Source organism: Psychrobacillus sp. 05T411, from assembly GCF_056396485.1.
The window spans coordinates 28855-42156 of sequence record NZ_JBFTLO010000011.1; the positions used below are offsets into that span (position 1 = coordinate 28855).

The 13302-nt window shown below is 34.6% G+C and carries 20 protein-coding genes; 15 read left to right on the forward strand and 5 right to left on the reverse strand.

Annotation, left to right across the window (positions count from 1 at the left end):
- Nucleotides 1-6 precede the first annotated feature (6 nt).
- A complete protein-coding gene (pstB, locus tag AC1DFT_RS10925; protein WP_477919230.1) occupies nt 7-807 on the forward strand; it encodes a phosphate ABC transporter ATP-binding protein PstB in 801 nt (266 codons plus the stop codon).
- 18 nt (nt 808-825) lie between these two features.
- Nucleotides 826-1485 carry a phosphate signaling complex protein PhoU gene (gene phoU / locus AC1DFT_RS10930; RefSeq protein ID WP_477919231.1) on the forward strand — a complete coding sequence of 220 codons (660 nt, stop codon included), beginning with the start codon at nt 826-828 and terminating at the stop codon, nt 1483-1485.
- A 369-nt stretch (nt 1486-1854) separates the two neighbouring features.
- Here phoU and AC1DFT_RS10935 read toward each other — a convergent pair whose 3' ends face one another.
- Nucleotides 1855-2325: an endolytic transglycosylase MltG gene (locus AC1DFT_RS10935; RefSeq protein WP_477919232.1), complete on the reverse strand. Its 471-nt coding sequence runs from the start codon at nt 2323-2325 to the stop codon at nt 1855-1857.
- Entirely contained in the window at nt 2325-2675 is a 351-nt protein-coding gene (locus AC1DFT_RS10940) for a hypothetical protein (protein WP_477919233.1), read from the reverse strand. Before AC1DFT_RS10940 ends, AC1DFT_RS10935 begins: the two co-directional genes overlap by 1 nt.
- 175 nt (nt 2676-2850) lie before the next feature.
- On the opposite strand from AC1DFT_RS10940, the gene rpmG reads away from it, so the two are divergent.
- From rpmG to AC1DFT_RS10965, 5 genes are all read left to right on the forward strand, one after another.
- Nucleotides 2851-3000: a 50S ribosomal protein L33 gene (gene rpmG / locus AC1DFT_RS10945; RefSeq protein ID WP_093265860.1), complete on the forward strand. Its 150-nt coding sequence runs from the start codon at nt 2851-2853 to the stop codon at nt 2998-3000.
- A gap of 59 nt (nt 3001-3059) precedes the next feature.
- Nucleotides 3060-3644 carry a 5-formyltetrahydrofolate cyclo-ligase gene (locus tag AC1DFT_RS10950; protein WP_477919234.1) on the forward strand — a complete coding sequence of 195 codons (585 nt, stop codon included), beginning with the start codon at nt 3060-3062 and terminating at the stop codon, nt 3642-3644.
- A gap of 1 nt (nt 3645) precedes the next feature.
- A complete protein-coding gene (locus AC1DFT_RS10955) occupies nt 3646-3840 on the forward strand; it encodes a YqgQ family protein (protein ID WP_477919235.1) in 195 nt (64 codons plus the stop codon).
- Nucleotides 3841-4060: 220 nt separating this feature from the next.
- Entirely contained in the window at nt 4061-5965 is a 1905-nt protein-coding gene (locus AC1DFT_RS10960; protein ID WP_477919236.1) for an LTA synthase family protein, read from the forward strand.
- 128 nt (nt 5966-6093) lie between these two features.
- Entirely contained in the window at nt 6094-7206 is a 1113-nt protein-coding gene (locus AC1DFT_RS10965) for a YqgU-like beta propeller domain-containing protein (RefSeq protein ID WP_477919237.1), read from the forward strand.
- Between the two features lie 47 nt (nt 7207-7253).
- Here AC1DFT_RS10965 and AC1DFT_RS10970 read toward each other — a convergent pair whose 3' ends face one another.
- Complete coding sequence (locus AC1DFT_RS10970; protein ID WP_142538338.1) at nt 7254-7433, reverse strand: DUF2759 domain-containing protein; 180 nt, start codon at nt 7431-7433, stop codon at nt 7254-7256.
- 153 nt (nt 7434-7586) lie between these two features.
- Between AC1DFT_RS10970 and AC1DFT_RS10975 the strand changes: the two genes are divergently transcribed.
- A complete protein-coding gene (locus AC1DFT_RS10975) occupies nt 7587-8225 on the forward strand; it encodes an MBL fold metallo-hydrolase (RefSeq protein WP_477919238.1) in 639 nt (212 codons plus the stop codon).
- Between the two features lie 62 nt (nt 8226-8287).
- On the opposite strand, the gene AC1DFT_RS10980 is transcribed toward AC1DFT_RS10975, so the two are convergent.
- Both AC1DFT_RS10980 and AC1DFT_RS10985 read right to left on the reverse strand, forming a co-directional pair.
- Nucleotides 8288-8530, reverse strand: a complete 243-nt coding sequence (locus AC1DFT_RS10980; protein WP_142538403.1) for a DUF2626 family protein — start codon at nt 8528-8530, stop codon at nt 8288-8290.
- 140 nt (nt 8531-8670) lie between these two features.
- Nucleotides 8671-9351: a helix-turn-helix transcriptional regulator gene (locus AC1DFT_RS10985; RefSeq protein WP_477919239.1), complete on the reverse strand. Its 681-nt coding sequence runs from the start codon at nt 9349-9351 to the stop codon at nt 8671-8673.
- Between the two features lie 183 nt (nt 9352-9534).
- On the opposite strand from AC1DFT_RS10985, the gene comGA reads away from it, so the two are divergent.
- The 7 genes from comGA to AC1DFT_RS11020 are packed head-to-tail and all read left to right on the forward strand — an operon-like array spanning nt 9535 to nt 13289.
- Entirely contained in the window at nt 9535-10551 is a 1017-nt protein-coding gene (gene comGA, locus AC1DFT_RS10990; protein WP_477919240.1) for a competence type IV pilus ATPase ComGA, read from the forward strand.
- Nucleotides 10532-11596 (forward strand): competence type IV pilus assembly protein ComGB, encoded by a 1065-nt coding sequence (gene comGB / locus AC1DFT_RS10995; protein WP_477919241.1) that lies wholly within the window; start codon nt 10532-10534, stop codon nt 11594-11596. The genes comGA and comGB overlap by 20 nt, the downstream gene beginning before the upstream one ends.
- Before the next feature lie 14 nt (nt 11597-11610).
- Nucleotides 11611-11928: a competence type IV pilus major pilin ComGC gene (gene comGC, locus AC1DFT_RS11000; protein ID WP_477919242.1), complete on the forward strand. Its 318-nt coding sequence runs from the start codon at nt 11611-11613 to the stop codon at nt 11926-11928.
- Nucleotides 11929-11932: 4 nt separating this feature from the next.
- Entirely contained in the window at nt 11933-12373 is a 441-nt protein-coding gene (gene comGD / locus AC1DFT_RS11005) for a competence type IV pilus minor pilin ComGD (RefSeq protein WP_477919243.1), read from the forward strand.
- Nucleotides 12363-12671, forward strand: coding sequence for a hypothetical protein (locus AC1DFT_RS11010; protein WP_477919244.1), 309 nt, complete (start codon nt 12363-12365; stop codon nt 12669-12671). The genes comGD and AC1DFT_RS11010 overlap by 11 nt, the downstream gene beginning before the upstream one ends.
- Nucleotides 12650-13105, forward strand: a complete 456-nt coding sequence (gene comGF / locus AC1DFT_RS11015; RefSeq protein WP_477919245.1) for a competence type IV pilus minor pilin ComGF — start codon at nt 12650-12652, stop codon at nt 13103-13105. The genes AC1DFT_RS11010 and comGF overlap by 22 nt, the downstream gene beginning before the upstream one ends.
- Entirely contained in the window at nt 13083-13289 is a 207-nt protein-coding gene (locus AC1DFT_RS11020; protein WP_477919246.1) for a hypothetical protein, read from the forward strand. The genes comGF and AC1DFT_RS11020 overlap by 23 nt, the downstream gene beginning before the upstream one ends.
- Nucleotides 13290-13302 lie beyond the last annotated feature (13 nt).

Below are 13302 nucleotides of genomic sequence, written 5' to 3' on the forward strand. Positions count from 1 at the left end.
AGTATAATGGTACAATCGTTAGAAAACGGGTCAAATGCACAAACTAATACATCAAATATCGTTTATAATACGCAACAACTAAATTTATGGTATGGGAATCACCATGCACTGAAAGATATTAATTTGCAAATTAAAGAAAATGAAGTGACTGCGATTATCGGACCTTCTGGTTGTGGGAAATCGACCTATATTAAAACGTTAAATCGTATGGTAGAATTAGTACCTACGGTTAAGACATCAGGTAAAATTTTATACCGAGACCGTAATATTTTCGATAATGATTATGGTGTGGAAGAGCTACGTACAAAAGTAGGGATGGTATTCCAAAAGCCAAATCCTTTCCCAAAATCGATTTACGATAATATCGCATATGGTCCAAGAATACATGGGATCAAAAACAAAAAGATTTTAGATCAAATTGTAGAAAAAAGTTTGCGTGGAGCAGCTATTTGGGACGAAGTAAAGGATCGTTTGCACACGAATGCGTACAGTCTTTCAGGAGGACAACAACAACGTATTTGTATCGCGCGTTGTTTAGCAATTGAACCTGATGTTATTTTAATGGATGAGCCTACATCTGCACTTGATCCAATTTCTACTTTAAAAGTAGAAGAACTTATTCAAGAATTAAAAGAAGATTACTCAATCATTATTGTGACACACAATATGCAACAAGCAGCTAGAATTTCAGACAAAACAGCATTTTTCTTGTCTGGTGAAGTAGTAGAGTTTGATCAGACTGATGTAATCTTCTCAACGCCAGAAGATAAACGTACGGAAGATTATATTTCAGGTCGATTTGGATAAGGAAAGGGGTTCAGTAAAATGGTTGGTAGAGAGAAGTTTGACGAAGAATTACACAAGGTGCAAGATTTGTTGTTAGAACTAAGTAATACCGCTATTAGTACATTGGATAAATCCATGGATTATCTATTAGGGAATGATATTGAGGGTGCACTGACAGTTATCAATAACGATATTCACATTAATCGCATGGAAGAAGAGATTAATGATCGTGTCATTTTACTAATTGCTAAACAGCAACCAGTTGCTACGGATTTAAGAAGACTAATGGTTCTTGTAAAAATAGCTTCCGATATGGAGCGTATCGGTGATTACGCAGTTAATATTGCCAAAKAAACGATTCGTATTGGAAAAGATGAGCATATTGAGCCTATTCGTTTACTGGATGAAATGCGTGTGAAAACAATCGCAATGTTAAAACAAATATTAGATGCATTTATTCATGAAAATATGGATGAGGCTAGAAAAATCGCAAAACTAGATGATGAAGTAGATGAGTTGTATGGTCACGCCATTCGAACGCTCCTAAATGTAGGGGTAGAGAAACCAGAACAACTTAGTCAAGTAACTCAGTTATCCTTCGTTTGCCGATATTTAGAAAGATCTGCAGACCATGCGACAAATTTAGCAGAGCGATTATTATATTTACTAAAAGGTAAGCATTACGAGCTAAATAATTAAAAGAAAAGCACAAGGTCCAGTTTACGGGGGACTCTTGTGCTTTTTACATACAGCTCAAAATAGGGTGAATGTGTCTTAAGATAGTGTCCGCTAGTATTTTTGCTCCCAGAAGAACAAAAGCTAAGAGCGCCACATCATGTGGAAACGCCTTCGTGACCAACATCTTGTTGGCCTTGGCAAGAGTCGCCGTCTGCATCGAAAATCAATGGAAAATACTAACTTATCGGGGTCCATTATTAACAATAAATGGTTGTACGAGACAATATAGACTGCGAACGCGACAAACCTAACTAGCCTATGCTAACTGCCGAAATTCTAAGACGCTTTATCCCTAGATTGTGCGGATGAATTATATTAATAGTAGCTTTTTTATTTTGTAATGATTTCTGCTATTTGTTTGATTGACATCGTAGAGTTAAGTTCATATTGTCCGATTTGGATCTTACCAGAAAGGTCTTGGACAGTTAAATAATCTTCAAAATCTTGCTTATTTTGTATAATGCCAGTTTGCTCTAAGGAGACGCTTATATCTTTTGATGTCATACCCGATTGAATATGCAGTACTACAGTTGTAGGTGCATTAGATGTATCTTCAGTAGGTTCTATCTTATCTTCCTTTTCAGGAGTTGCCCTTTCTTTTTGTGCATTGTCTAAATCGAGTTGAAGTTGTGCTAATTGGTTTTTAACACTTTTTAACTCGTTTTGGGCTTGTTCATAAGCTTGTGGCGTAATTGTGTCATCCTTTGCTTGTTTGTCCTCACCTAATATCCATTGAATTTGAATGGCCGCGCCAGCTAAAAATAATCCAATTCCAAGAAATCGAATTGCAGATTTATTCATTAATTGCCACCACCTATCACAGATTGTACTTCTTCGATAGTAAGTGAAGATCGGCTACTTATTTCATTTAATGAATACCCTTGCCTATGTAATTCTAGAACTTGGTTTTTGATAATATCATGAATGAACGCTTTTTTTGTCGTTTTTTTAGGTATCGTTATTTTTGTTGATTCGATTAACAATTCTTCTTCAACTACTTTTAATCTGCGTTTTAAAGCACTCGTTTCTTGATACAATGAGAAAGAAAGTTCTTCGACTTCAGCTTCTACTTTTTTGTTGGAATCCTTCAAGAAAAAGGAAAGGGCGGTTAATATTATCCCGATAATCATAATGATGATTGAAAAGTCCACTGTATTCACCTCTATATAATAAGTTCTTCATCTAATACTACCATATCCTAAAAAACATTGAATAAAATCTTATGTTAATTGTAGATTTTATTTGATTATATGCTATAATTGATTAGTCGTATAAATCATGCTCAAGTTTTATATTTAATCCTGGCAAAGAGTGGGAGGGACAACCATGCGCGTTAATATTACATTAGCTTGTACAGATTGCGGAGAGCGCAACTATATTTCTAAGAAAAACAAGCGTAACAATCCAGAACGTCTTGAACTTAAAAAATATTGCTCACGTGAAAAGAAATCAACTCTTCATAGAGAAACGAAATAATAACTTAAACCAAAACCAAATGAGGTTTTGGTTTTTTTCTATTGTCTGGAGGGAAAAACTTGTCCAAATCAATATTAAGAAAAGAAATGAAAATCCAATTGGCATCTTTGAACCGGAACTCCTATTTAACCTACTCAAAAGAGATTGAAAAGCGTCTATTAATAGATGAAAGTGTGCATGATGCTTCCATTATTGGAATAACCATTTCTGCTTTCCCAGAAGTAAATACGGATGGAATTATAAAATGTTTATGGGATTTAGGAAAAACGGTTGTTGTACCTAAATGCAACCCTAAAGAACGCCTGATGACCTTTTATAAAATAGACAGCTATGACCAATTAGAAACGGTGTATATGCAGCTTCAGGAGCCAAATCCTCTTTTAACAGTGGCAGTTGCACCTATTGAAATAGACTTGCTTATCGTGCCGGGAATTGTGTATAGTAGAACAGGTTATCGTATTGGCTATGGCGGTGGTTATTATGATCGATTTTTATCAAATTATGTCGGAAATATAATTTCATTAGCATTTGATTTTCAAGTAGTCGATGAGGTTGTACAGGATGTGTTCGATATCCCTGTCGATAAAATCATAACGAATAAGCAAATTATTCCATGTAAAGAGAACCGTGAGAAGGAAGTATAAGATGAATTCAGTATATGACGTTAGGCAACTATTAAAACGATTCGGTATTTACGTGTACACGAAAAATCGATTAGCCGATTTAGAAATGATGGAAGAGGAAGTAAAAGAACTTTACCGGATGCAAATGATTGAGGCGAAAGAATTCCAAATGGCTTTATTGGTATTGCGTCAAGAACAAACTAAACACAAGCACTAAAAAACAACAGATACACGGACAATCTGTTGTTTTTTATTTTTGTAAATAAAATGAAACTTTTTTGAGGTACAACCGTCTATTAAAGGGTATGAGAAAAACAATATATAATTATAACATCAACACTATTCATTTTTGTTGATTTATTGTGAAGAAAGTATTAAGATATACTCTGTTACTTTTACTCATACAATAAAGAGTGAAAAAAGGGGAGGATGTAGGCATGAGAAAGAAAAGCTGGCCGACACATTCTATTCTTGTTCTAGCTATTGTGGCCACATGGATAAAAACATACTTTGTCTATCACACAAGCTTTGATATGAAAATCGAGAATATAATGCAACAAGTAATATTATTTATTAATCCGCTTAGTTTTATATTATTTATTTATGGGTTTTCATTATTTTTCAAGAATCCTAAAGTAAAAAACAGATATATCGTCATTATAAGTTTTATTCTTTCTGCAGTGTTATATGCCAATGCAGTGTTTTATCGTTTTTTTACAGATTTTATTACGCTACCGGTATTATTCCAAACTAGTAATTTTGGCGACCTAGGTACATCGGCAGCAGAAAGTATTTATTGGTACGATATTTTCTATTTCACGGATGTCGCGATTATTATCATTGCATTAAAATGGTTGAAAATCGGTCAAACAGCATCTGTTATTAAACCGGCAGCTAGAAGAGCATACTTTGTGTTGACCGCAGCTATATTATTTTTGAACTTAGGCTTATCTGAAATCGAAAGACCACAATTGTTAACAAGAAGTTTCGACCGAGAAATGTTAGTGAAAAATATTGGCTCTTATAATTATCATTTGTATGATTTGTATATCCAATCTAAATCGCATGCACAGCGAGCGCTTGCTGATGGTAGTGAGCTTGTGGAAGTAAATAACTATGTTCGTTCGAACCAAGCAGAACCAAACGAAGAAATGTTCGGACTTGCAAAAGGTCGTAATTTAATCGTTATTTCTATGGAATCATTACAAAATTTTGTGATTAATAATGACATGAATGGGCATGAAGTAACGCCATTTTTAAATTCATTAACGCGGGATAAAAATACATTTTATTTTTCAAATTTCTACCATCAAACCGGATTAGGAAAAACATCTGATTCCGAATTTTTAGTTGAAAATTCCCTATATCCTTTAGGTGGGGGAGCCGTATTCTTTACGCATAGTGGGAATAACTTCCATTCTATGTCTGAGAGCTTAAATGAGCACGGTTATTTTACGAATGTTATGCATCCGAATAATAAAAGTTTTTGGAATCGTGATATGATGTATCAAGCGCTTTCTATTCAAAAATATTATGATGTGAACAGTTATGTAGTAAACGAGGGAGATGCGGTAAACTGGGGTATGAAAGATATTCCGTTTTTTGAGCAATCCGTTTCACTCATGAAAGAAATGCCTCAGCCATTTTATTCACGATTAATTACATTAACAAACCATTATCCGTTTGATTTGGATGAAGAAGATCAATTGATTCCTCCATATGATTCTAATTCTCGAACGTTAAATAAATATTTTCAATCTGTCCGATATATGGACGAAGCGTTGAAAACATTATTTGCCGATTTAAAAGAACAAGGTTTGTATGATAATTCTATTATTGTTATGTATGGAGACCATTATGGTATTTCTGAAAACCATAATAAAGCAATGTCCCAATATTTAGGTAAAGAAATTACACCATATGAATCTGCAAAATTACAACGTGTTCCTTTCTTTGTTCATATACCGAATAGCGGTAAAGGAGAAGAAATTACAGAGACTGCTGGTCAAATAGATATTCGACCTACACTGTTGCATTTACTTGGTGTGGAAACAGCTAAAGATATGCAATTAGGTGCAGATTTGTTCTCTAACGAGCATGAAGAGTTTGTTATTTTCCGAAATGGTGGATTTGTTACGGATAACTTAGTATTTGCAAATAATGCTTGCTATGACAATGCAACAGGAGAAGAGATTGCAATCGAAAGTTGCCAACCATATATAGACCGTACTATACAAGAACTCAGTTATTCTGATCAAATTATTAATGGAGATCTACTCAGATTTTATGATTTAAAAACAGGAAATCTATTAATAGATCAAGCGGAGCAGAAAAATCCGTAATTAGCTAAATGAATAGAAAAAGCACAGACTTCTAATGTCTGTGCTTTTTTGTGAAACAATTAGCAAACTGGGGCGTCTAATTGTATGAGAGTAAACAAAGTATATTGAAATAAGAAAGGGGGAGTCGATTGAAGAAGGTTGCAGTATTGTTAGTATGCCTGTTTTTTCTACAGGCATGTGAAGAAAAAAATATACAAGTAGTAGTCCCTGTTACGCCAAATAAGGAAGAAGTACCACAATCTTTACCGTCTGATGTTGATAATGCTCCTTCTACAGAGATTCCGTCTATCCAGATAGATCGTTCCGTCTTTCATAGTGTCATTGGTTGGATATCTGATGATGAAATACTTTTCATTTTAATGGAAAATGGGGAATGGACAGTACAATCCTATACATTGTCCACGGAAATCTGGAAAACGATATATACAACGACGACCCCGATTATTCAAGGTGAAATTCATCCTGGCAAAGAAATGATTCTTTTACATACATCTAGTAATTCGTCTTCAGCAGAAGTTCTTTTATTACATAGGGATGGTTACATAGTGCAAAGTTTATTTTTTGAATCTGCTGAAATGTATATGAACTGGCACCCTGAAAATCCAAATCTTATTGTATTTTCGACATTTTACGAAGATTGGACATATGATACCTTTATTTATGATGGAACGACCCAAAATTTAGTTGCAATTGAAGTGGATAATCCTTTTGTCAAATGGTATGACGATAATCGTTTAATGGTGTTTAAATGGACTGAAAGCAGTTTGGATGGAAGTGAACTTTTCTTTTATTTGATAAAAGAAAAAACTTTAGAAAAAACAAGTTGGACTCATCTATTGGACATACAAAATTTAGGGGCGAGCATGCTTTATATGACCATAAATGAACCACTAAACCAATTTGAATATCGATTGGAGGAAAAAGAAACGAATCAAGTGTTTGAGTGGACTTCTCCCGCTGTTAGCAATTATTCAGAATGGATTATACCGAATATGTCCATCATTCAGCCAAATGAGCTAATAATGCTACAATCAAAACAATCTGGGAATGTGGATGCCTTTACGGATAAAAGTGTACTTTTTAATATTTCATTAGATGGAGCCAAGCAATTTGGGGAATTAGATGCAGGACCTATTGATTGTTCACCAAATGGTGCAGTTTGCCTTGGTGGATACGAGAAAGAAAATTGGATACAAGTAGATCCATTCAAAGAACAAATTTGGTTGGATTTGAAGGAATAGAAAAAAGCTGTCATACATAAAGTATGACAGCTTTTTTCTTGTACATTTTAGTGTAAACTTGGTGGAAAGCCTTGGTTCAAAATAGTCATGACTGTAAAGAAGCCAAAAACTGCAAAAGTACCAAAGTTAAATAGAACTCCTAGCACATTCTTTTCTTTAAAAGCTTGGAAAGTGCCGATTACAGCTAAAACTGTAACTAGTCCAAAAATAACCATTAATAAGTTCATGAAAGACACTCCTTTCGACATCAGAAAATGAATGTCGCTTTGCATATTCCTCTTCTATTGTAATTGTATTCTTCAATTTTGTCGAGTGAAAAAAGTGGCGAAACGTTGAACAACAGATGGACTATCGTTTAAACTAGAAAAGAGGTGATTTTAATGTTGAACATACGTACGTATCCACTAGGATTTATTCAAACCAACTGTTATATTATTTCAAACGCAGAAAAAGATTGTTTAATCTTTGATCCAGGTGGAGAAGGGGAAAAAATAATAAGCGAACTTCGCAAGTTAAATTTGAAACCACTTGCAATACTTCTAACACATGCTCATTTCGATCATATTGGAGCAGTGGAAGATGTACGAAAGGCTTTTCAGATACCTGTATACATTCATACTGCGGAAAAGAAATGGTTGCTTGATCCTTCTAAAAATGGTTCTGCAAAATATGCAGAAATTCCATCTATTGTTTGTAATGAAGCAGATGTAATTGTAGAGAATGAATCAAATCTAGAAATCGGTAGCTTTACCATGCAATTATTGCACACCCCTGGTCATTCGCCGGGAAGTATAACTTATTATTTTGCAGAAGCAGAATTTGCGATAGTCGGGGATACTTTGTTTCAAAATAGTATTGGGCGGACGGACCTACCAAGCGGCAATCAAGCTGAATTGATGAAATCCATTCATACGAAGTTATTAACATTACCGGAGTCTACGATCATTTATCCAGGTCATGGACCAGCAACAACTATTGAAGATGAAATGGAATCCAATCCATTTTTAAATGGGTTTTAACTTCATCATTCAGCCAAATACAAAAAAGCAGCTCAACTTGAGCTGCTTTTTTGTATGGACGATTAATGTCCTGCGCCTGGTACGTGCATAAAAGTAGTGTAGTATGTAAAACCTGCGAAGAAGAACATTAAGTAAGCTCCGAAGATGTACATATACATACGTTCCGAAAGGTTTAAAAACCCTAAAAGAAGGAATAATCCCGTATTTGCTAAAAATAGTAAAGAAGCTTCTGACATACCACCTAAATAAAAGAAGACTGCGAAAATCCCTGTCCAGAAAGCCATCACTTTATACATATTGCCCATTTGTAGTCCCTCCTTTTGCAACGACACAAATATTCTCTTAATCATTATAGATGATAATGTCGACAACTGTAAACTGATTATTGCATTTCGATTTAGAATATACATTGGATTGTCACAATTATGATTCATCTATAGCCTCATTATAGAACTTCTATTTGATATACGCAATTGTTACAATGATTTTGCATACTTTCAGTCTGAAGAAATTTGTTAGCTGGGAAAAGTGCATCAAATTGTCCCTTTAAAAAAGATTCATGTAGGGAACAAACAAGGGCAGGGTATTTATGTAACTGATTTTTATATGGGCAATTATAAATGGAAAAAGTAATAACCTTTTTGCCATCGTTTTCTGCAATTTGAGGTATATACCCAATCGCATTTGCTGTTTCTGTTAATAATTCCATTTTATTTTCAAAAGTATGTGTAGAAGAAGTAGTTTGATTAATAATTGCTAATCCGTGTTGGTAGCTAATGTTTTTTGCTTTAGTAAGGGCTACTTCTCCCATTGAATCTACTAATTCTAATAACCATTGTAACAATAAATGATTTTCTTGTTTTGGAAAGCTTAAATAGATTGGTTCTTCTGCAGGAAAATATACTCTAGCAGGGCGTCCACCTTTTTTGTTATTTTCTAATTCAGAGCAAACTAATTTGGAGTCATTTAATTTCGTCAAATGTAATCTTGCGACGTTCGGATGTATGCCAAATTGTTCTGCAATTTCTTGCACATTGACTTGTTTCTGTTTTTTCACAATATATTGATATATTGAGTACCTAGTCTCGTCAGCTAGTGTATTTGTAATCTTTAAAGTATCTGGCATACTATTTTCTCCTTTCCATCTTTTCTTTAATTATAATGAAGAATAATCAAATGACAAATAAAACTGTAAATTAATAATTCGAAAATTTAGAGAAATCTCTTTATTTATTTTAAGTTTGGAAGTATACTAAATTTGTACAGGCTGTTTGCGGTCACAGCTTGTATCTGGAGAAAGGAACGATGCATGCAACAAATAGAAAATACAATTGAACAAAAATGTGCGCTTTTATTAAGAAAAGCACATCGGTTTGGCGCAAATGATTTGCATATGATCCCAAACGAAGAAAATTATTTTTATTATTTCAAAAAACAAGCTCAAATGTTTGAAGCAGGGAAGCTTCCCCTTCATTTGGGTGAACGTATTATATCATTCTTCAAATTTTTATCCTCTCTTGATATCAGCGAAAAACGGAAGCCACAAAGTGGTTCATTTCAACAAACATTCAATAATCAAAAATTCTCATTTCGTGTTTCAACATTACCATCAGTTTACGGTAAAGAAAGTCTCGTCATTCGTTTGCAACAACATGATAATGCAAAAATAATTCACTCTTTGTCCTTATTTCGAGATGCCTCCGAAAAAATAGTGGAGCTTGCCAACAATCGACAAGGGCTTATTCTTTTTGTTGGTCCAACTGGCTCTGGAAAATCGACAACTATGTACTCGCTTACTAAATATTGTTCTGAAAACTTAAATCGACATGTTATTTCACTGGAAGACCCCGTTGAGAATAGTCAATCACATTTACTGCAAATTCAAGTAAATGAACGGTCTGGTGTAACTTATTCGACAGGACTGAAAGCCATATTAAGGCATTCTCCAGATGTAATAATGATTGGTGAGATTCGTGACGAGGACACTGCTAAAGCTGCCATCCAGGCTACTTTAACAGGTCATCTGGTCGTCTCTACGATCCACGCAAAAGATGGCGTAGGTGCGTTTTATCGATTAATGGATTTAGGAGTATCTGCAGAAGAATTAAAACAAACGATTATCGGCATCGTCAGCCAAAGACTTGTAACCGTTGCGAATATGAAACAACCGGAGTTCTCCGCTATATTTGAAATTATCTCAGATGAATTTTTAGAAGAAGCACTAAGTTCTCTTTTTACTGGTAAGGATTTTCATATCCCGCACGCCATTACTCTTTCCTATCAAATCGAGAGAGGGGTAAGAGAAGGTGTTATTCAAAGAAATTAAAACATATTTCACCAGAAAAGATGAAACAATCCCTGCTAATATGCAGTCCCCATTTTTAAGTAGATTAAGTGATCTGTTGAAGGAAGGCTATACATTTCATGAAGCTGTTACTATGTTATTGCCTTTCCATGTAAAAAACACGGATAAAGCGATTTCTCAAGTAACCGAAATTCAAAAAAGCGGTCTGAATGTGACCGAAGTATTTAAATTATTAGGTTTTCCTAGTCGATTACTACTTCCGATAAATTTAGCGATGATTCATGGTCAATTACAGGAAACTGTTTCGACACTGGGTGTCAATGTCGCTGTTTATGAGCGAGCAAAAAAACGATTAAATAATCTATTAATGTATCCGCTGTTTTTGTTTGTCGTTATTTTTATCCTGTTTACCGTTTTTAGGCTGTATTTTCTTCCGAATATGGAATCTTTACTAGGTGCAAAAGAGTCTGGGGAATCTGAAAGCTCTATTGTTTGGACAAGTGTATTATTGCAATTACCCAATGCTTTTTTAATAGTACTGGTTTTGTTGGCAATAATTATAAGTGTTTTTCTGTTTATCTTAAATAAGAAGACAGTGGAAATACAACTCGCGTTTTACCGTAAAATCCCAATTGTGAATAGCTGGTATAAACTACTACTAACAAGAGTCTTTTCAAGGGAAATGGGAGGGCTAATTGAAAGCGGGATGCCTCTACAACAGTCGTTCGAAGCATTGATCAATCAACAAGAACATAAAACGCTTCAGTTTGTTGCAGAACAAATGAAAAATAAAATTGTGCACGGAGAATCTTTTTCTAAGTCTGTTTTACTGTTAGATTATTTCACGGAAGATTTTCATCTTTTTGTCGTGCACGGAGAAAACAGTGGGTATCTTGGAAGGGAATTAACCTTATATAGTGATTTTTTATCGGACCGAATTGAAACGAAGCTTACTCGTTATTTAAGTATTATTCAACCAACATTGTTTTTAATCTTAGCTATTTTCATTATTGGTGCGTATTTAGCGATATTATTACCAATTTACGAAATGATAAATATTGTGTGAAGGAGATTATTAGAATGAAAATATGGAAGAATGAACGAGGATTCACTTTAGTAGAAATGATGATTGTTTTATTAATTATTTCCGTTTTGATACTTATTTCTATCCCAAATGTAACGAAACATTCTGCTAACATTGATAAAAAAGGCTGCGATGCTTTTATCAAAATGGTAGAAGGGCAGGTACAAGCATACAAAATTGAGAATAATGATATTCCGACAATGGAGGAGTTAAAAACAGGTGAATTTATTAGTGGAACGGATGCTTGTCCAAACGGTGATAAGATAGAAATCGCTGGGGATGGAAGTGTGTTAGTGACAGAAAGCCCGGAATAGTAAGATGCGTGAACTTCTACGAAATGAAAAGGGCTTTACTTTAATCGAAACGGTTCTCATCTTATCTATTGTCATGGTAATAACTTCCTCCATTGTGTTTGTGTCGACTTCTAAACTAGTGGAAGCAGAAGAAAAGCGTTTTTTCCGGCAATTTCATTTAGACATACAAAAACTGCAATCAATTGGAATTGCTGAAAATAAATTAACAAATCTTAGTTTTGAAGAAAATGGCAGTAAGTATGTAGGGAAATGGAGAGATACCCGTCTATTCGAACACAAATTACCGAAGAATATACGCCTTAATTCGGGGAGTACATTACTTGGAGTGTCTTTCCATCCAAACGGAACAGTGAGCCAATTTGGCACTTTTTTCTTCGAAACGAGTAAAGGAGAAAAAACAGTTACGATATACATCGGTGGAGGCAGGGTAAATTATGAGGAATAGTAATGGGTTTTCATGGCCAGAAACGATACTGGGACTCAGTATTACAATGGTCCTTGCGACAACTTTACTACCATTGTTAAGTAATATGCATATACAATTAGAAGAAAAAAAGCGAAAATATCATGCCTCTATTGTAATGCATGAAGCTGCCAAAAAGTATATAACTGAAAATAGTTGGAATGGAATCATGCAAATTGAACAGGTTGCTTACGCGTATGAAATAGATCTTTCACAAATTTGCGTACATTATGAAGGGATGCGAGAGGAGAAAACGAATTGCGTAACCGTTTCAAACTAAGCATTCGCAACGAGAAAGGATATACGTTAGTGGATGGAATCATTCAGCTAGCTGTTTTAATGGTTTTTTCTCAAGTATTTGCATTTACGGTCGGTTGGACAGCTAAAGTGGAAGAAATGATTACCAACCCAACTGATATGGATTGGGCGCTGTTTGTCCAAAACGTAGAAGCCTATATAAATGATATTGATTCACTTATCATTCAGAAAGACCAGCCAGGAATTCGGTTCAATAAAAATGGGGAAGAGTATGATATTGAATTTTATACAAACTTAATAAGAAAGCAAAAAAAACGATTAGGTCATGAACAGATGCTGCTTCATGTAAAATCAATATCTGTAACAGTCGAAGGTCAATCTTTACACTTTTTTGTCACTTTTTTGAATGGGTTGAAAAGGGAGCATACTTTTTATGTTACATTTCGTTCGGAATGAAAAAGGCGTGTTGTTACCAGCCGCCATGTTACTGTTAGTCATCGTTTGTTTGTCGCTTTTTGCAACAACTGCTGCATACCAATCCAAATATAGAACGTATGATTCGTTGGAAATGAGCAATATTAATGCTACTATCATTAAAATAGATAATTTTAAAGAGCGAGAAAATAATCTAGATATGTAGCGAGTTGGTGAAT